General features: G+C 59.1%; 20 protein-coding genes. 10 read left to right on the top strand and 10 right to left on the bottom strand.

What is annotated here, in order from left to right:
• Window positions 1–69 precede the first annotated feature (69 nt).
• Entirely contained in the window at window positions 70–966 is an 897-nt protein-coding gene (locus ACUTSC_RS22195; RefSeq protein ID WP_197768788.1) for a LysR substrate-binding domain-containing protein, read from the top strand.
• On the opposite strand, the gene ACUTSC_RS22190 is transcribed toward ACUTSC_RS22195, so the two are convergent.
• A complete protein-coding gene (locus ACUTSC_RS22190) occupies window positions 960–1,577 on the bottom strand; it encodes a trimeric intracellular cation channel family protein (RefSeq protein WP_025304704.1) in 618 nt (205 codons plus the stop codon). The genes ACUTSC_RS22195 and ACUTSC_RS22190 overlap by 7 nt on opposite strands.
• A gap of 253 nt (window positions 1,578–1,830) precedes the next feature.
• On the opposite strand from ACUTSC_RS22190, the gene ACUTSC_RS22185 reads away from it, so the two are divergent.
• On the top strand, window positions 1,831–2,265 hold the full coding sequence (locus tag ACUTSC_RS22185; protein WP_197768787.1) for a DUF3574 domain-containing protein: 435 nt from the start codon (window positions 1,831–1,833) through the stop codon (window positions 2,263–2,265).
• 34 nt (window positions 2,266–2,299) lie between these two features.
• Here ACUTSC_RS22185 and ACUTSC_RS22180 read toward each other — a convergent pair whose 3' ends face one another.
• Window positions 2,300–3,484 (bottom strand): NupC/NupG family nucleoside CNT transporter, encoded by a 1,185-nt coding sequence (locus ACUTSC_RS22180; RefSeq protein WP_004931212.1) that lies wholly within the window; start codon window positions 3,482–3,484, stop codon window positions 2,300–2,302.
• Window positions 3,485–3,846: 362 nt separating this feature from the next.
• Here ACUTSC_RS22180 and ACUTSC_RS22175 point away from each other — a divergent pair, with 362 nt between their 5' ends.
• Entirely contained in the window at window positions 3,847–4,236 is a 390-nt protein-coding gene (locus ACUTSC_RS22175; RefSeq protein WP_197768786.1) for a hypothetical protein, read from the top strand.
• 55 nt (window positions 4,237–4,291) lie between these two features.
• Here the strand turns inward: ACUTSC_RS22175 and ACUTSC_RS22170 are convergent, their stop codons facing one another.
• Entirely contained in the window at window positions 4,292–5,155 is an 864-nt protein-coding gene (locus tag ACUTSC_RS22170) for a YicC/YloC family endoribonuclease (RefSeq protein WP_063991293.1), read from the bottom strand.
• Between the two features lie 126 nt (window positions 5,156–5,281).
• On the opposite strand from ACUTSC_RS22170, the gene rph reads away from it, so the two are divergent.
• Entirely contained in the window at window positions 5,282–5,998 is a 717-nt protein-coding gene (gene rph, locus ACUTSC_RS22165; RefSeq protein ID WP_025160305.1) for a ribonuclease PH, read from the top strand.
• Window positions 5,999–6,094: 96 nt separating this feature from the next.
• Window positions 6,095–6,736: an orotate phosphoribosyltransferase gene (gene pyrE / locus ACUTSC_RS22160; RefSeq protein WP_004931204.1), complete on the top strand. Its 642-nt coding sequence runs from the start codon at window positions 6,095–6,097 to the stop codon at window positions 6,734–6,736.
• Window positions 6,737–6,770: 34 nt separating this feature from the next.
• On the opposite strand, the gene slmA is transcribed toward pyrE, so the two are convergent.
• From slmA to coaBC, 3 genes are all read right to left on the bottom strand, one after another.
• The gene (gene slmA / locus ACUTSC_RS22155) at window positions 6,771–7,367 is read right to left on the bottom strand and encodes a nucleoid occlusion factor SlmA (protein WP_004931203.1); all 597 of its coding nucleotides are present in this window, start codon (window positions 7,365–7,367) and stop codon (window positions 6,771–6,773) included.
• Window positions 7,368–7,618: 251 nt separating this feature from the next.
• On the bottom strand, window positions 7,619–8,077 hold the full coding sequence (gene dut / locus ACUTSC_RS22150; protein WP_100397017.1) for a dUTP diphosphatase: 459 nt from the start codon (window positions 8,075–8,077) through the stop codon (window positions 7,619–7,621).
• Entirely contained in the window at window positions 8,055–9,272 is a 1,218-nt protein-coding gene (coaBC, locus tag ACUTSC_RS22145) for a bifunctional phosphopantothenoylcysteine decarboxylase/phosphopantothenate--cysteine ligase CoaBC (RefSeq protein ID WP_197768799.1), read from the bottom strand. The genes dut and coaBC overlap by 23 nt, the downstream gene beginning before the upstream one ends.
• A 183-nt stretch (window positions 9,273–9,455) precedes the next feature.
• Here coaBC and radC point away from each other — a divergent pair, with 183 nt between their 5' ends.
• The 4 genes from radC to mutM all read left to right on the top strand — a co-directional run bounded on the left by radC (window position 9,456) and on the right by mutM (window position 11,714).
• Window positions 9,456–10,139: a RadC family protein gene (gene radC / locus ACUTSC_RS22140; protein WP_025304698.1), complete on the top strand. Its 684-nt coding sequence runs from the start codon at window positions 9,456–9,458 to the stop codon at window positions 10,137–10,139.
• 262 nt (window positions 10,140–10,401) lie between these two features.
• Window positions 10,402–10,638: a 50S ribosomal protein L28 gene (gene rpmB, locus ACUTSC_RS22135; RefSeq protein WP_004931195.1), complete on the top strand. Its 237-nt coding sequence runs from the start codon at window positions 10,402–10,404 to the stop codon at window positions 10,636–10,638.
• A gap of 11 nt (window positions 10,639–10,649) precedes the next feature.
• Window positions 10,650–10,817 (top strand): 50S ribosomal protein L33, encoded by a 168-nt coding sequence (gene rpmG / locus ACUTSC_RS22130; RefSeq protein WP_002442576.1) that lies wholly within the window; start codon window positions 10,650–10,652, stop codon window positions 10,815–10,817.
• 81 nt (window positions 10,818–10,898) lie between these two features.
• Window positions 10,899–11,714 (top strand): bifunctional DNA-formamidopyrimidine glycosylase/DNA-(apurinic or apyrimidinic site) lyase, encoded by an 816-nt coding sequence (mutM, locus tag ACUTSC_RS22125; protein WP_164040053.1) that lies wholly within the window; start codon window positions 10,899–10,901, stop codon window positions 11,712–11,714.
• 3 nt (window positions 11,715–11,717) lie between these two features.
• On the opposite strand, the gene coaD is transcribed toward mutM, so the two are convergent.
• The 3 genes from coaD to waaA are packed head-to-tail and all read right to left on the bottom strand — an operon-like array spanning window position 11,718 to window position 14,258.
• Window positions 11,718–12,203 (bottom strand): pantetheine-phosphate adenylyltransferase, encoded by a 486-nt coding sequence (coaD, locus tag ACUTSC_RS22120; RefSeq protein ID WP_004931181.1) that lies wholly within the window; start codon window positions 12,201–12,203, stop codon window positions 11,718–11,720.
• 3 nt (window positions 12,204–12,206) lie between these two features.
• A complete protein-coding gene (locus tag ACUTSC_RS22115) occupies window positions 12,207–12,980 on the bottom strand; it encodes a glycosyltransferase (RefSeq protein ID WP_197768785.1) in 774 nt (257 codons plus the stop codon).
• A complete protein-coding gene (waaA, locus tag ACUTSC_RS22110; RefSeq protein WP_025304695.1) occupies window positions 12,981–14,258 on the bottom strand; it encodes a lipid IV(A) 3-deoxy-D-manno-octulosonic acid transferase in 1,278 nt (425 codons plus the stop codon). It abuts the gene before it with no gap.
• Window positions 14,259–14,383: 125 nt separating this feature from the next.
• Between waaA and ACUTSC_RS22105 the strand changes: the two genes are divergently transcribed.
• A complete protein-coding gene (locus ACUTSC_RS22105; RefSeq protein ID WP_060453242.1) occupies window positions 14,384–15,397 on the top strand; it encodes a glycosyltransferase family 9 protein in 1,014 nt (337 codons plus the stop codon).
• 43 nt (window positions 15,398–15,440) lie between these two features.
• Here the strand turns inward: ACUTSC_RS22105 and ACUTSC_RS22100 are convergent, their stop codons facing one another.
• Window positions 15,441–16,541 (bottom strand): glycosyltransferase, encoded by a 1,101-nt coding sequence (locus tag ACUTSC_RS22100; RefSeq protein WP_197773842.1) that lies wholly within the window; start codon window positions 16,539–16,541, stop codon window positions 15,441–15,443.

Here is a 16,541-nt window from a genome sequence, read left to right as displayed (position 1 = left end):
AGACTGAATAGGTTAAAAATAAGGCTGAATTCCACACTTTCAGGACAAAAACGCTCTAATGGGGGCCATATGGAAAGTTTGAGCGGGCTGCTGGCGTTTGTTCGCGCTGCCGAATCGTGCAGCTTTGTCGCTGCTGGGGAGCGATTGGGGGTGTCGGCCTCGGCGGTGGGTAAAAGCGTGGCGCGGCTGGAGGCGTCGTTGGGCGTTAGGCTGTTCAACCGCAGCACCCGGCGCATCAATTTGACGGAGGAAGGGGCGCTATTTTACGAACGCTGCTGGCGTATTGTTAGTGACATCGAGAACGCCGAAGCCGAGATGGCACGCATTTCAGAGGCGCCGCGCGGCAAGCTGCGCGTCAGCATGCCCGCCATCGGTTACCGCATGCTGGTGCCGCTGTTGGCTGATTTTACCGCGCGTTATCCTGAGATTGAGTTGGATGTGGACTTCAACGATCGCATCGCGGATCTGATCGCCGAGGGCCTGGATGTGGCGGTTCGCGGCGGCGAGCTGGCCGATTCTCGCCTGATGGCGCGGCGTCTTGGACCGTTTCGCCAGGTTTTGGTCGGCGCGCCGGACTACTTCCGCCGGCGCGGAACGCCGTTGAAACCGGCGGATCTGCTCGAGCATGCTTGTCTGCGTTATCGCTTCCCGGGCGGGCAGCAGTTGCAAGCGTGGCGGCTGAGCGCCGACGATGAGGCGCTGCCGTTAAGGTTGCCGGTGACGATGAGTTTCAGCAGCGTTGAGGCGCTAATCCACGCGGCGCAGCAGGGATTGGGCATCGCCTACCTGCCGGATTTCACTTTGAGCCAGGCCCTGCTCGGCGGGCAGCTGACGGCGGTGCTGCAAGACAGCACGCCCGAGCGCGGCGCGTTTTCTGCCGTGTGGCCCTCTAACCGGCACATGTTGCCGAAAGTCCGGGTGTTCGTGGATTATCTGGCGCGGTACATGCTGCCGGACGATCAGTGATCCGGATGCTGGTAGTTGAACACCGGCAGGCCGAGGCGGAAGCGCAGGGCGATCAGGCGCGCGCTCAGGCCGGCGACCAATGTGAGGATCACCACCAGATTGTGCGGCAGGCTGAGGTGCTGCAGGCCGATATACAGCCAGGCGGCGCTGAAGGAGATGCCGGCATAGATCTCTTTCTGGAAAACCAGCGGGATGCGGTTGCAGAACATGTCGCGCAGCACCCCGCCGAAGACGCCGGTGATCACCGCGGCGATGGCGGCGATAATCGCGCTGTGCCCCATATCCAGGGCTACCTGCGCGCCGATGATGGAGAAGACGATCAGGCCGACGGCGTCGAGCACCAGGAACAGGCGGCGCAGATGGCGCATCAGGGGGGCCACCCAGGTGGTGACGATCGCCGCTATCGCGACGATGACGATGTATTCCGGGTGTTTGACCCAGCCCAATGGAAAATGCCCGAGCAGCATATCGCGCACCGACCCGCCGCCGATCGCCGTGACCGAAGCGATGATGATCACGCCGAACATGTCCATTTGGCGGCGGCCGGCCGCCAGCGCGCCGGTCATGGCTTCGGCGGTGATGCCGATGATATAAAGGATGCTCAGTAACATAAGGGATTCACAGCGTACTTGCGTCAGAATGATGGCCGGCAGGGTAATCGCCGCCGATGGCGCGCGCCACTGAGTTTTTTTCACCGATGGTGTTTCGGATTAATTTAGCTAATCCAAACTCCGTTTTTATTGCCGATAACCAGCCTTTTTTAACATCTGGATGTTAATAAAAGCATTAGAAATTTCGCGCTGATTTCCATTGCTGACTATGCTTTTTGCAGCGAATTCTTCAACCGATAAACCGAGACTGCAGATGAAAAACTCTCCGAAACTGGCCGCCGGCGCCGTGGTGGCCGCCCTGCTGCTGAGCGGCTGCGTGGCGCCAGGCCATCAGGCTGTGTCACCCGCTCCGGCTTGCCACACCGGCGATCCGCTGGTGCAAACAACGCTCTACTTCGGCCTGAATCGCCCGGCGGGGCCGACCATCACCGCCGCCGAGTGGCAAACCTTCGTCGACAGCCAGGTGACGCCCCGCTTTAAAGACGGGCTGACGATCTTTGATGCCAAAGGGCAGTGGCTGGGCCACGACGGCAAGCTGGCGCGCGAGAACAGCAAGGCGCTGTTGTTGATCCATGTGCCGGGCAAAGAGAATGAGGCGAATATCGAGGCGCTGCGCAGCGGCTATAAGCAGCAGTTTGCGCAGGATTCGGTGATGCGGGTGGATGCGCCGGTGTGCGTGGCGTTTTAAAGCGAACTCCCGGCCATACGGCCGGGAGTGGGGATTACAGCACCAGGCCGGCGATGGCCGCCGACAGCAGGCTCACCAGCGTCGAGCCATAAACCAGCTTCAGGCCAAAACGGGAAACCACGTTGCCTTGCTGCTCGTTCAGCCCCTTGATGGCGCCGGCGACGATGCCGATGGAGGCGAAGTTGGCGAACGACACCAGGAACACCGACAGAATGCCCAGCCCGCGCGGCGACAGCTCCGCCGCGATTTTCTTCAGCTCAATCATCGCCACGAATTCGTTGGCCACCAGTTTGGTCGCCATGATGCTGCCCGCCTTCAGAGCCTCCTCCGCCGGGATACCGATCAGCCAGGCCAGCGGATAGAACACATAGCCGAGGATCTGCTGGAAGCTGATGCCGAGCACTGCGGAGAACAGCGCATTGACGGCGGAGATCAGCGCGATAAAGCCGATCAGCATCGCCGCGATGATCATCGCAATCTTGAAGCCGGCCAGAATGTACTCGCCCAACATTTCGAAGAAGCTCTGATCTTCGTGCAGCTTGTTCAGCTTCAGCTCCGGCTCGTCTTCGACCTGATACGGGTTGATGATCGACAGGATGATGAAGGTGCTGAACATATTAAGGATCAATGCCGCCACCACGTACTGCGCGTCGATCATCGACATATAGGCGCCGACGATGGAGAGCGAAACCGTCGACATGGCGGTCGCGGCCATGGTGTACATGCGGCGCGGCGAGATATCGCCGATGATGCCCTTGTAGGCGATAAAGTTCTCCGACTGCCCCAGCACCAGCGTGCTGACGGCGTTGAACGACTCCAGCTTGCCCATGCCGTTGACCTTGGACAGCAGGGTGCCGACCAGGCGGATGATCAGCGGCAGAATGCGGAAATGCTGCAAAATGCCGATCAGGGCGGAAATAAAGATGATAGGGCACAAAACGCCGAGGAAGATGAACGCCAGGCCATCCTTGCTCATGCCGCCGAACACGAACTCCGATCCTTGGGCGGCGTAGGCGAGCAGGGTATCGAAGAAGCCGGCGACGTGTTTGATCACGCTGAGCCCGCTGGCAGAGTGCAGGAAGAAATAGGCCAGCGCGCCTTCGATCACCAGCAGCTGGATGATATAGCGCAGGCGGATTTTCTTGCGATTATTGCTGACCAGCAGCGCCAGGGCGATGATCACCACCAGGGCCATAATAAATTGCAGAATTTGTGGCATAAACGGTCCGTACGGTTCACGGGCAGAGAAAAAACACATTTAGCCACAGCATCGCCGTCCTTTCATTACCTTGCGTGATAATTAGAACAAAATACTTATGGTATGCGGGATATCTTGCCAAATGTCATCCACACGCGCTGTCCGGCAGTTTTTCATAAGCTCCCTGGTGAGCCGGTTCCCCAGGGGCCTGCCGGCTCGCAACCTGATGCAATCGCCGTCACTTGCGTGCAAACGCCTGGAACCTGGATCGCAACGAGCGATTTTTTCCGACGCAAAGCGTGGTTTTCTTGGCTGAGGCGGAGAAACATGTTTGGGAAAGGTGCCGTGACCGGCGCACATTTTCTCGGACAAGGAGGTGAACGATGAATACCGGCACGTTGCTCAGGGCGTTGGCCAACGGGGTTAATCCCGACACCGGCGAGCTGTTGAGATCGGCTTCGGCGGCCTGCGCGCCGGAGGCTATCCGCCTGCTGTTCGCGTTGGCCAACGAGTTCGATGGTGAGTCCGAACTGCAGAAAAAAGCTCGGCTGACGCCGGAGGAGAAGCGGCAGAAAAATCGCACCGAGGGTCGGCCGGCCAATGCCTACTTCCCCTGGTCGGAAGAGGAAAAGCTGCGGCTGCGCGAGAGCCATGCGGCCGGGGCGACGCTGGAAGCGCTGAGCGATGAGTTCGAGCGCTCAACCTGGAGCATTGCGGTGCAGCTACAGAAAATGGGGCTGACGGGTGAAGAGCAGTCGGCCGCTTATCGCTGATCTTCAGCCATAAAAAAGCCCGCTTGGCGCGGGCTTGGTGGCGTGCGGAGCGGGATCACTCGATATTCTGGATCTGCTCGCGCATCTGCTCGATCAGCACCTTCAGCTCGATAGCGGAAGCGGTGACGTCGGCGTTGATCGACTTGGAGGCCAGGGTGTTCGATTCGCGGTTGAACTCCTGCATCATAAAGTCGAGGCGGCGGCCGACGGCTTCTTTCTTCTTCAGGATGTTGTGCGTCTCTTTCACGTGCGCTTCCAGACGGTCCAGCTCTTCGGCGACGTCGATGCGCTGCGCCATCAGCACCAGCTCTTGCTCCAGGCGGGTGTTTTCCAGCTGTACCTGCGCCTCTTCCAGCTTGCTGACCAGACGCTCGCGCTGCCATTGCAGGATGTTCGGCATCTGGGCGCGCACTTTGACCACTTCGGCGCTGACGCCGTCGAGGCGTTGTTCGATCAGCGTTTTCAGCGCGGCGCCTTCGCTTTCACGTGCGACGATGAAGTCATCCAGCGCGCCGTCCAGCGACTGCATCAGCTCGGCGCTGATGGCGTCCAGATCCTGCTCCTGCGCGGACATCACGCCCGGCCAGCGCAGCACGTCGATCGGGTTGATTTCCCCTTCGTCGCTCTGCATTTTCACCCAGTTGGCGGCTTCAACCAGCTGTTTGGCCAGTTTTTCGTTCAGGATCAGCGAGCTTTGCGCGCTTGGATCCAGTTCGAAACGCAGGTTGCATTCGACTTTGCCGCGGGTCAGGCGGCCACGGATACGTTCACGGATCACCGGCTCCAGGCTGCGGAATTGTTCCGGCAGGCGGATGTAGGTTTCTAAGTAGCGCTGGTTAACGGAACGCAGCTCCCAGGCTGCGCTGCCCCATTCACCCTTGATTTCACGCCGGGCGTAGGCGGTCATGCTGCGGATCATTGATGCGTACCCGTAATAGGAAAAGATGGGGCGATTATAGCGTCGCGGCTGCGGGCAGGATAGGCATTACGTCACGAAGCCCGTATAATGCGCAGCCAATCGTTGATTTGAAGCCGGAGAGAGCCCATGCGTCCTGCAGGCAGAGCACCACAGCAAGTTCGCCCCCTGACACTGACCCGTCACTATACCAAACACGCTGAAGGTTCAGTGCTGGTTGAGTTTGGCGATACCAAAGTCTTGTGCACCGCCACGGTAGAAGAGGGCGTTCCGCGCTTCCTGAAAGGCCAGGGGCAAGGTTGGATCACCGCCGAGTACGGCATGCTGCCGCGCTCTACCCACAGCCGCAACGCCCGTGAAGCCGCCAAAGGCAAACAGGGTGGCCGCACGCTGGAGATCCAGCGCTTGATCGCCCGCTCGCTGCGCGCCGCGGTGGATCTGAAAAAGCTCGGTGAATTCACCATCACCCTCGACTGCGACGTACTGCAGGCCGACGGCGGTACCCGCACCGCCTCCATCTCCGGCGCCTGCGTGGCGCTGGCCGATGCGCTGAACACGCTGGTGGCCAACGGCAAGCTGAAAGCCAACCCGATGAAGGGCATGGTGGCGGCGGTTTCCGTCGGCATCGTCAATGGCGAAGCGCTGTGCGATCTGGAGTATGTGGAAGATTCCGCGGCGGAAACCGACATGAACGTGGTGATGATGGAAGACGGCCGCATGATTGAAGTGCAGGGCACCGCCGAAGGCGAGCCGTTCAGCCACGATGAGCTGTTGGCGCTATTGGCGCTGGCCCGAGGGGGCATCGAAACCATCTTCCAGGCGCAGAAAGCGGCGCTGGCGGACTGATTTTTTAAGGCGACTGAGAAGTCGCCTTTTTTATGCCCGGCGATCGGGCGGCAGTAATGACTAGACCCAAGCAGATTCAGACGAGGAGAAGCAGTAATGAAAGCCTATCAGCGCCAGTTTATCGAGTTCGCGCTTAACAAGCAGGTATTGAAATTCGGCGAGTTCACCCTGAAGTCCGGCCGCACCAGCCCGTATTTCTTTAATGCCGGCCTGTTTAATACCGGGCGCGATCTTGCGCTGTTGGGGCGCTTCTACGCCGAAGCTCTGATGGACTCCGGCATCGATTTCGACCTGCTGTTTGGCCCGGCCTATAAAGGCATTCCTATTGCCACCACCACGGCGGTGGCGTTGGCGGAACACCATGAGCGCGACGTGCCTTACTGTTTTAACCGCAAGGAAGCCAAGACCCACGGCGAAGGCGGTTCGCTGGTGGGCAGCCCGCTGCAGGGGCGCGTGATGTTGGTGGACGATGTGATCACCGCCGGCACCGCGATCCGCGAGTCGATGGAAATCATCGGCGCCAGCGGTGCTTCGCTGGCGGGTGTGCTGATCTCCCTCGACCGTCAGGAACGCGGCCGCGCGGATATCTCCGCCATTCAGGAAGTGGAACGCGACTATCACTGCAAGGTGATTTCGATCGTCACGCTGAAGGACCTGATCGCCTATCTGGAAGAGAAGCCGGAAATGGCGGACCACCTGGCGGCGGTGCGCGCTTACCGTGAGCAGTACGGCGTGTAAGTAAAAACGCCGGGCATACCCGGCGTTATCTTTATTATTGCAACTGCGCCGCCAACAGCGGCCAGCGGGCGTCGAATTCCTGCGTTGGGCGATAGCGGAATTCCGAACGCACATAGCGCGACAACATGCCTTCACAGAAGGCCAGCAGCTGGCTCGCCAGCAGCGTTTCATCGACGATAAAGCCTTTGCCTTCGCGCAATTTGCGCTCTTTCAACACCTGGCGCAGCTGCGCCTCGATGCGTTCGAACAGCTGATTGATGCGGCCCTGCAGGCGATCCTGTTCAAACATCAGCGCGTGGCCGGTCATGATGCGCGTCAGCCCTGGGTTGCGTTCCGCAAAGCCCAGAATCAGCAGTAAAATCAGGCGCAGACGATTAAACGTCTCTTTCTCGTCCTGCAAGATCAGGTTGATGCGGGTGATCAGGCTGTCTTCGATAAACTCGATCAGACTGTCGAACATCCGTGTCTTGCTGGGGAAATGCCGGTACAGCGCAGCTTCAGAAACACCCACGTTCGCGGCGAGCTTGGCGGTGGTGATACGTTGGCTGCCGTCGCTGGACTCCAGCATCTGGGCTAACGCCTGCAATATTTCCTCGCGCCGATTCCTTTTCGTCTTTTCTTTTTCTGCCATGTCTGATTAGACCCTTGCTAAAACTTAACTGACGGAAACCCGCGCACCGGCCGCTGCAGAGCAGGCTCTGTGCGGCTTATGTGATAGCTTTTTTACGATGCTGGGGTCAGCGGCCTTAACGGCCTTTTTCCGCGCTGCCTGGTGTGCGCTGCAATTGTCGCGGTAAAACCTTGCCGCAGAGACATCCTTCTCCCCGGAAAGGCAAGGTTCAGGCGACGTTTTCCTGCCGGCCATCGTGCCTTGGGGGGCGCTTAGTGGCGCCCCGAGTGGCCGAAGCCGCCTTCGCCGCGCTCGCTGCCGTCGAACTCTTCCACCAGGTTGAATTCGGCCTGCACCACCGGCACGAAGACCATCTGCGCGATGCGTTCGCCCGGCTCGATGGTGAAGTGCTTCTGGCCGCGGTTCCAAACGGACACCATCAGCTGCCCCTGATAATCGGAGTCGATCAGGCCGACCAGGTTGCCCAGCACGACGCCGTGCTTATGGCCCAGGCCGGAGCGCGGCAGGATCACCGCCGCCAGGCCGGCGTCGGCGATGTGGATCGCGAGACCGGTAGGCAGCAGCGTGGTTTCACCCGGCGCCAGCTCCACCGCGCTGTCCAGGCAGGCGCGCAGGTCGAGACCGGCAGAACCCGGCGTGGCGTAGGTCGGTAGCGGGAAATCCTGACCGATGCGCGGGTCGAGGATCTTAACGTCGATTTTTTTCATCATAACGGCTGACTATCTCGTCTATTAAACGTTGGCCAAGGAGTGCCTTGTCGCTCAGCGCCAGGCGCTTTTCTCCATCCTGCCAAAAAAGATGCAGGGCATTGGTGTCGCTGTTGAACCCGTGCTCTGCAAGCGATACATCGTTAGCGCAAATCAAATCCAGCTTCTTACGCGCCAGTTTTTGCCGCGCGTATTCTTCCACATTCTGGGTTTCGGCGGCAAACCCCACGACAAACGGTCGATTTTTGGTCATCGCCGCCACGCCGGCGACGATATCGGGGTTTTTTACCATCTTGAGGACGATTTCATCACCCTGTTTTTTTATTTTTTCATCGGCGATCTGCTCGGGGCGGTAGTCGGCCACGGCGGCGCAGGAGATGAAAATCTGCTGCTGCGCGGCGCGCTGTTGCACCGCCTGCTCCATCTCCAGCGCACTGGTGACGTCCACTCGGGTGACCGATGGCGGCGTCGGCAGGCTGACCGGCCCGGCGATCAGCGTCACCTGCGCGCCGCGGGCGGCGGCGGCGCGGGCAATGGCGAAGCCCATTTTGCCGGAGCTGTGGTTGCTGATGAAACGTACCGGATCCAGCGCCTCACGCGTCGGGCCGGCGGTGATCATAACCTGCAAATGTTGCAGATCCTGCGGGGCGGAGAAATGCGCGTTCGCCAGGTCGACGATGTCCAGCGGATCCAGCATGCGGCCCGGGCCGACGTCGCCGCAGGCCTGGCTGCCGCTGTCCGGCCCCCAGAGCAGCATGCCGCGCGCCTGCAGCGTTTGCAGGTTGGCCTGCGTGGCGGTGGCGCGATACATCTGCTGGTTCATGGCGGGGGCGGCGGCGATGGGGGCGTCGGTCGCCAGGCAGACGGTGGTCAACAGATCGTTGGCCATGCCGGCGGTGACGCGCGCCAGCAGATCGGCGGTCGCCGGCGCCAGGATCACCAGATCCGCCCACTTGCCCAGTTCGATGTGGCCCATGGCGGCTTCGGCGGCGGGATCCAACAGATCGTCGGACACCGGGTAGCCGGAAACGGCCTGCAGCGTCAGCGGCGTAATGAACGCCTTGGCGGCGTGGGTCATCACCACGCGCACTTCTGCGCCCCTGTCGCGCAGGCGGCGCACCAGCTCTGGGCATTTGTAGGCGGCGATGCCGCCGCTGATGCCAAGCACAATATGTTTGCCGGAAAGTCCCGTCATCATCATTGTCCGATTGAAAGCCGAAAGATGCGCCATTTTAGCATATCCGCCGTTCAGGTGAGCGATTCCGCAATGGCTGCAGGGCGTTACATTGTGCTTTGCGAAACACTTCGCAATGTTATCAAACACCTGTCGAACGCGCCGGGCAGCACATGGCATGCTGTAGCCCTTTCAGGGAGGAACACGATGAGCAACCCGATTGTGGCGTGCTGGCCGGGCGCGCTGGCGCCGCGTGAAAAGCTGTTGATGCAGGGGGCGGCGGCGCTGTCCGACGCAGAGCTGTTGGCCATTTTCTTGCGTACCGGGTTGCCCGGCGTGCACGTGATGCAGCTGGCAGAGCAGCTGCTGCGTCGGTTCGGCTCGCTTTATCACCTGATGTCGGCCGACCATCAGGCTTTTTGCAGCCAAAAAGGTCTGGGAGACGCCAGCTATACGCAGCTGCAGGCGATTGCCGAGCTGGCGCTGCGCTTCTTTTCCAGCCATTTGTCGCAGGAAAACGCCATGCTCAATCCGCGCGTCACCCAGCATTATCTGCAAAGCCTGCTGGCGCATCGCGAGCGAGAGGTCTTTTTGGTATTGTTTTTAGACAATCAGCACCGGGTTATTCGCCATCAGGAGATGTTTGCTGGTACCATCAGCAGCGTCGTCGTCTACCCGAGAGAAATTGTGCGTGAAGCGTTGAAGGCTAATGCCGCTGCGCTGATTCTCGCGCATAATCACCCTTCGGGTAAGGCTGAACCCAGTCATGCCGACCGTTTGATAACGGAACAGGTGGTGAAAGCCTGTCAGTTATTGGAGATCCGAGTGCTTGATCATTTGGTGATCGGTCGGGGTGAATGCGTCTCTTTTGCCGAGCGCGGATGGCTTTAAGCGATTTTTTCGCGATCCTTGTGGGATCTTTAGCTGTTCGGGACTTGAGCACTTACGCTTCAGAGCGTATACTACGCCACCTTTGAGAATCTTGGGTTTGGCGCAAGAGCCTATCTCAGCAGGTTTCTGACCTGATGTGTGGTTTCTACCTGATGACGAGAGTCTCCTCAGTATGAAGTTTGCTGAGATGGGCTCTAAAAGCCTGACGAGGCGGCCATACCCTATACGAAGCTCGAGCTGATTTGATTTTTGGAGAATAGACATGTCCCGAGTCTGCCAAGTTACTGGCAAGCGCCCGGTGAGCGGTAACAACCGTTCCCACGCAATGAACGCGACCAAACGCCGTTTTCTGCCTAACCTGCACTCACACCGTTTTTGGGTTGAGGCTGAGAAGCGCTTTGTAACTCTGCGTGTATCTGCTAAAGGTATGCGTGTTATCGATAAGAAGGGTATTGAGACGGTTCTGGCCGATCTGCGTGCCCGTGGTGAGAAGTATTAAGGAACTGAATCATGGCTAAAGGTGTTCGCGAGAAGATCAAGCTGGTTTCTTCTGCTGGTACTGGTCACTTCTATACCACCACGAAGAACAAGCGTACTAAGCCGGAAAAATTGGAACTGAAGAAATTCGATCCAGTTGTCCGTCAGCACGTAGTATACAAAGAAGCTAAAATTAAATAATTTTAGTGGATTAATGAAAAACCCGGCCTTGGCCGGGTTTTTTGTTTTATAAAGGGTAGAAAACGTCGGAGGGGAAGCCAGATGCCTGAATTACCGGAAGTTGAGACGAGCAGACGCGGTATAGAGCCTTATCTTGTCGGCCACAGCATTCAGTATGCGGTGGTGCGCAACGCGCGCCTGCGCTGGCCGGTTTCCGAGCAGATCCTGACGCTGAGCGATCGGCCGGTGCTCAGCGTGCAGCGCCGGGCCAAATACCTGCTGATCGAGCTGGAGAACGGTTGGATTATCGTGCACCTGGGCATGTCGGGCAGCCTGCGCATGCTACGCGAGGAAAACGAAGACGAAGCCGGCAAACACGACCACGTCGATCTGGTGATCAGCAACGGCATGATCCTGCGCTATACCGATCCGCGCCGTTTCGGCGCCTGGCTGTGGTGCGAAGACCTGGCGGCCAGCAGCGTGTTGGCGCATCTGGGGCCGGAACCGCTGAGTGAAGCGTTCAACGGCGATTACCTGTATGAAAAATCACGTAATAAGCGCACGCTGATCAAACCGTGGCTGATGGATAATAAGCTGGTGGTTGGGGTCGGTAACATTTACGCCAGCGAATCGCTGTTCAGCGCCGGGATCCTGCCCGATCGTCCGGCGGGATCGTTGAGCAAAGCCGAAGCGGAACTGCTGGTGAAGACCATCAAGGCGGTGTTGCAGCGCTCTATCGAGCAGGGCGGCACGACATTGCGCGACTTTTTGCAGTCGGACGGCAAACCGGGGTATTTCGCGCAGGAGCTGCAGGTTTACGGGCGGGCGGGAGAACCGTGCCGCGCGTGCGGTACGCCGATCGAATCGGCCAAGCACGGGCAGCGCAGCACCTTCTTTTGCCGTCGCTGCCAGCGCTGAGCATCACTCGGCGGCGAGCTTCGCCATCAGCGCCTGGGTGACCACGTCAGGCAGGAAAGGTGCGATATCGCCGCCGTGACGGGCGACCTCCTTCACCAGTGAGGAGGAGATGAACGACCACTCTTCGGAAGGCATCAGGAACACGCTTTCCAGCGTCGGCATCAAATGGCGGTTCATGTTCGCCAGCTGCAATTCGTATTCAAAGTCAGACACCGCACGCAGGCCGCGTACCAGGATATTGGCATTTTGGTGAGCGGCGAAGTGCGCCATCAGCTCGCTGAAGCCCAGCACTTCCACATTGTCCAGATGCGAGGTGACCTGCGTCGCCAACGCCACGCGTTCATCCAGGCTGAACAGCGGCTTTTTGCTCGGGCTGGCGGCGATGGCCAGAATCACGTGATCGAACATCAGTGACGCGCGCGTCACTAAATCCAGGTGGCCGTTGGTCATGGGATCGAAGGTCCCGGGATAGATGGCTTTGCTGGTCATGATTCACTTCTCTGAGTAGTTGCGGCCCAATGCCCATAATGCGGCATATTTATTGAAGGTATATTGCGCGTTGACCACCGCTAACAGCAACCCCTGTTTACCGTCGAGGAAGCCGGCCCGCAGCAGCCAGGTTTTGACGAAGGCGCCGAGCGTGTGGGTCAGGATAGACAGATAGCCGCAACGCTTGCCGGCCCGCTGGCGCTGCGCGGCCCACTCTTCGGCATAGCGCAGCTGTTTGCGCTGAAAGGCGAAGAAGTCGCGGCAGGTCAGGTGCAGCATATCGCCGCTGAGGGGGATCACTTTGGCGCCACCGATGTTCAGCGACTCGTGCACCAGATCGTCGTTATAACGATAGCGTTGGTTGGCGTACAGGCGGTTGACGCGGTCGGGATACCAGCCGCTGTGGCGCATGAAGCGGCCTAGAAACAGGTTGCGCCGCGCACAGCTGTAGACGGCGCCGTCGTCCGGCGTATTCAACACTCGCTCGATGGATTGCCGCAGCTCGGGCGTGACGCGTTCGTCGGCGTCGATCATCAAAACGTAGTCATGGCTGGCATAGCTTTGTGCCAGCTGACGCTGCTTGCCGAACCCTTGCCAGTCGGTGTGCGTGAAGACTTTGGCGCCCAGGCCTTCGGCGATGGCGACGCTGTCGTCCTCGCTGCCGGAGTCCAGCACGATGATTTCATCGGCCCATTCGATCGAACGCAGACAGTCCGGCAACAGCCCGGCTTCGTTTTTGGCGATCATCACCACCGACAGGCTTTTGCGGCTGCTCATTCAGTGACTCCGGGGCGGCAGGTGCGGTTCCAGCAGCTGCAGCAGGCGCTGCAACGCTCCCTGATTCTGATACAACACTTCCACCGCATGGCGGCCGTAGTAGCGCCGGTAGTCTTCGTCGGTTAGCAGGGTTTCCACTTCCTTCACCAGCGAATCCACGTCGGTCACGGTGATCAGGCCTTCGGCCTGCGAGAGCTTGGCGCAGATGTCTTTGAAGTTGAAGGTATGCGGGCCCATCAGCACCGGGATGGCGTGCGCGGCGGCTTCCAGCGGGTTGTGCCCGCCGCGTTCCACCAGACTGCCGCCGACAAAGGCCAGATCGGCGATGCCGTACAGCAGCATCAGCTCGCCCATGGTATCGCCGATCACCACCTGGGTGCTGCCGGACGGGATTTCGCCGCTGCTGCGCAGGGTGTAGCTGAAGCCGGCCTTCTGCACCAGCTCTTTGGCGGTCGGGAAGCGTTCCGGGTGACGCGGCACCAGGATCAGCAGCAGATCGGGGTGTTTTTCCAGCAGTTTGCGATGCGCTTCCAGCAGGATGGTTTCTTCACCGTCATGGGTACTGGTAGCGATCCACACCGGGCGGCGCGGCGCCCATTGGCGACGCAGCGTAACGGCGCGGGCGGCCAGCTCCGGGGTGACGGAGATATCGAACTTCAGGCTGCCGGTTACGGCCAGCTGCGAGCGCTTCAGGCCCAGTTCGATAAACCGATCGCCGTCTTCCTGGTTCTGTGCGGCGATCAGCGTAATGCGGCGCAGCATATCGCGCATGAATCCGCCAATTTTCTTATAGCCGGCGGCGGAGCGGGCCGACAGGCGCGCATTGGCGATCACCAGGGGGATTTGCCGCTGGTGCAGCGCGTTGATCAGGTTAGGCCACAGCTCGGTTTCCATGATGATCACCAGCTTGGGATTCACCTGATCGAGGAAGCGGTTCATGGAACCGGGCAGATCGTAGGGCAGATAGACATGATGTACGTCTTTGCCGAACGCGGACTGGACGCGTTCTGAACCTGTTGGGGTCATTGTGGTCACAGTTATCGGCAAAGCGGGGTAACGGTGGCGCAGCGCCCGTACCAACGGGATGGCCGCCAGCGTTTCGCCGACGGAGACGGAATGCAGCATGATGCCGCCTGGCACGACTTTCCCGGCGCAGAAGCCATAGCGTTCCGCCCAGCGTTTACGGTAGGCTGGAGCTTTGCGGCTGCGCAGCAGTAAGCGGAGCCAGATCAGGGGTTGGATGAGGTAGAGTAGTACCTGATATAAACGCAGCAACATTCTATCAATTTCATTTATATGGGTTATTCGGAATAGTACCATAACTGGAAGGGAAAGGCGCTAATTTGGTAACCTTGGGTGTCAGTTTCAGACAACCGGCGAGCGATTTCGCCGACAGGCTCGGAATGAAGAATATTTTAATTATTCGCCGCGACAACATCGGCGATCTTGTTTGCACCACGCCTCTGATTGAAGGGGTGAAAATTGCCTATCCAGACGCTAAAGTTTATCTGCTGATCAATAAAATCAGCCAGGATGTCGTTAAAAACAATCCTCATCTCGAGAAGGTTTTTGTCTATAAAAAGGCCAAGCACAAGGCGAAGAATGAAACGACGTTGGGCGTTTATTTCGAACGCCTGATGATCTTCCTGAAGCTGCGAAAAATAAAGTTCGATGCGGTCATTCTGGCCAACCCGGTGCCTTGCAAATACAGCCTGCGTTTAGCAAAAATGGCCGGCGCCACCCATATCATCGGCGCCGATTTGGGCACGAAAGATATTCATCGCCCGTTCCGCAAGGACGATTTCCACGGTCAACATCAGGTCGAACATACCTACAGCTATTTATCGGCGATAACCGACCAATCCATTCCGATCCCGCCGGTGCGGGTGTTTTTGACGCCTGAAGAGCGGCAATTGGCGGCGCAACGGCTACAGGAGCGTCTGCCGCCGGTCGAGCGCGTATGCGCCGTGCACATCAGTAGCCGCAGCCCGAAAAGGCGTTGGCCGGTTGAACGTTATGCCGAAATCATCAACCGTCTGGTTGCCGATCCCCACACCGGCGTGCTGATCTTCTGGTCGCCGCAGGGCACGCTGGCGCCGGACGACATCGGCGACCAGCAGCGCGCCGAACAGCTGTTGGCGCTGTGTCAAAACGAACGCGTCGCGCTTTACCCGACGGCCTCGGTGCGCGAGCTGTTGGGCGGGTTCGATTTATGCGACCGGGTGCTGTGCAGCGACGGTGGGCAGATGCATCTTGCCGCCGCGCTGAATAAGGACATGGTGGTGTTCTTTGGCGATACCGATAAAGCCTCCTGGCATCCATGGACCGGCCGTCATCATATTTTGCAGAGTGAGTCGGGGCACTGTGAAGATGTTTCTGTCGATGAGGTTTGGCAGAAAATGCAGGCGCTCAGCTAACGAAGAAAATAAGGCAGGTATCCCTGCCTTATTTATTTCTTTATTATTTTTCTTTCAGCTCAATATATTGGCGGCAAATAGGCTCCAGCCCATAACTCAGCAATTGCTGTTGATTTATCTGCGGCGGATTGGCGTAAATTTCCGCCATTTTTTCTGCCAGCGACGCTTCGTTTAATTCCGCCAGCGCGTTAGCCATGCCGGCTTTTTCCAGAATTTCCGCAGGGCCGCCCGGGCAGCGAGTGCTGACCACCGGCGTGCCGCACAGCAGCGATTCCACCAGCACGTTACCAAACCCTTCACTGTCGGAGCTGAGCACCAGCAGCGAGGCATGGCGAATAAACGGGTAGGGATTGGCCTGGAAACCGAGGAATAGCACGCGCTCTGCGATGCCTAAGTCTGTTGCCAGACGTTTGACCTCGGCGACTCTGGCGTCGTCCCCGGTGCCTATCAAGGCCAGCGGTGCCTGAATGCCCGAGTGCGCATAGGCTTTCAGCAGACGGTCATGCCGCTTGGTGGCGTGAAAGCGGCCGACGTGCACCAGATAGTCCTGACCGGCCAGTTCGCAAGGCGCCGCCGCCTGTTGCTGGATGGCGTCGATGTCGAACGGGTTGTTGATGACCGCCAGCCGGCGTGGGCGAATCGGCAAGTTCTGCTGCAGATCGTCGCCGACCGCCCGTGAAACGGCGACGATATTTCTCCCCAGGTAAACGTTGGCGATTTTGCGCTGCTTCAGCCAGCGATCCAGGCCCTTGCGGTGGCCAAGGTAGGAGGTGGAGAGAATGCCGTGAATGCAGAACCACAGGCGATCCGCGGCCAACCGCTTGCTGCGGCTGACGATGCGATCAGTTTTATGCAGGTTGGAGAACACCAGATCGAACGCGCCGCGTTGGCGCTCGTGTTCGGCTATCGCCCGATCCAGCGCGGCGGCGCGGCGCGGCAGCTCGGTCAGCTTGCGCCAGGGGGCGCGGCTGCGATCGGCCACCACCTGATAATCAATGCCTGGCGGGATAGGGTAATTGCAGACGTCGCGCAGCGAGATCAGACAGATGTCATGCCCCTGTTGCTGCATGCCCTGACACAGGGTCAGCACCACTTTTTCCGCTCCGCCTCCCGGCAGGCCGTCGATGATCATCAGAATACGCAT

Source organism: Serratia sp. TSA_105.2, from assembly GCF_052692115.1.
Note: the sequence above shows the minus strand (reverse complement) of the source record. Positions and strands in the feature narration are given on the sequence as shown.

What these genes read in the sequence shown, in the direction of transcription:
- rpmB (WP_004931195.1), top strand. Translation starts at nt 10,402, where the DNA reads ATGTCCCGAGTCTGCCAAGTTACTGGCAAGCGCCCGGTGAGCGGTAAC.
- ACUTSC_RS22185 (WP_197768787.1), top strand. Translation starts at nt 1,831, where the DNA reads ATGAAAAACTCTCCGAAACTGGCCGCCGGCGCCGTGGTGGCCGCCCTG.
- ACUTSC_RS22100 (WP_197773842.1), bottom strand. Translation starts at nt 16,541, where the DNA reads ATGCGTATTCTGATGATCATCGACGGCCTGCCGGGAGGCGGAGCGGAA.
- ACUTSC_RS22175 (WP_197768786.1), top strand. Translation starts at nt 3,847, where the DNA reads ATGAATACCGGCACGTTGCTCAGGGCGTTGGCCAACGGGGTTAATCCC.
- coaBC (WP_197768799.1), bottom strand. Translation starts at nt 9,272, where the DNA reads ATGATGACGGGACTTTCCGGCAAACATATTGTGCTTGGCATCAGCGGC.
- slmA (WP_004931203.1), bottom strand. Translation starts at nt 7,367, where the DNA reads ATGGCAGAAAAAGAAAAGACGAAAAGGAATCGGCGCGAGGAAATATTG.
- ACUTSC_RS22195 (WP_197768788.1), top strand. Translation starts at nt 70, where the DNA reads ATGGAAAGTTTGAGCGGGCTGCTGGCGTTTGTTCGCGCTGCCGAATCG.
- ACUTSC_RS22190 (WP_025304704.1), bottom strand. Translation starts at nt 1,577, where the DNA reads ATGTTACTGAGCATCCTTTATATCATCGGCATCACCGCCGAAGCCATG.
- rpmG (WP_002442576.1), top strand. Translation starts at nt 10,650, where the DNA reads ATGGCTAAAGGTGTTCGCGAGAAGATCAAGCTGGTTTCTTCTGCTGGT.
- dut (WP_100397017.1), bottom strand. Translation starts at nt 8,077, where the DNA reads ATGATGAAAAAAATCGACGTTAAGATCCTCGACCCGCGCATCGGTCAG.
- ACUTSC_RS22105 (WP_060453242.1), top strand. Translation starts at nt 14,384, where the DNA reads ATGAAGAATATTTTAATTATTCGCCGCGACAACATCGGCGATCTTGTT.
- coaD (WP_004931181.1), bottom strand. Translation starts at nt 12,203, where the DNA reads ATGACCAGCAAAGCCATCTATCCCGGGACCTTCGATCCCATGACCAAC.
- waaA (WP_025304695.1), bottom strand. Translation starts at nt 14,258, where the DNA reads ATGTTGCTGCGTTTATATCAGGTACTACTCTACCTCATCCAACCCCTG.
- ACUTSC_RS22180 (WP_004931212.1), bottom strand. Translation starts at nt 3,484, where the DNA reads ATGCCACAAATTCTGCAATTTATTATGGCCCTGGTGGTGATCATCGCC.
- pyrE (WP_004931204.1), top strand. Translation starts at nt 6,095, where the DNA reads ATGAAAGCCTATCAGCGCCAGTTTATCGAGTTCGCGCTTAACAAGCAG.
- radC (WP_025304698.1), top strand. Translation starts at nt 9,456, where the DNA reads ATGAGCAACCCGATTGTGGCGTGCTGGCCGGGCGCGCTGGCGCCGCGT.
- rph (WP_025160305.1), top strand. Translation starts at nt 5,282, where the DNA reads ATGCGTCCTGCAGGCAGAGCACCACAGCAAGTTCGCCCCCTGACACTG.
- ACUTSC_RS22170 (WP_063991293.1), bottom strand. Translation starts at nt 5,155, where the DNA reads ATGATCCGCAGCATGACCGCCTACGCCCGGCGTGAAATCAAGGGTGAA.
- mutM (WP_164040053.1), top strand. Translation starts at nt 10,899, where the DNA reads ATGCCTGAATTACCGGAAGTTGAGACGAGCAGACGCGGTATAGAGCCT.
- ACUTSC_RS22115 (WP_197768785.1), bottom strand. Translation starts at nt 12,980, where the DNA reads ATGAGCAGCCGCAAAAGCCTGTCGGTGGTGATGATCGCCAAAAACGAA.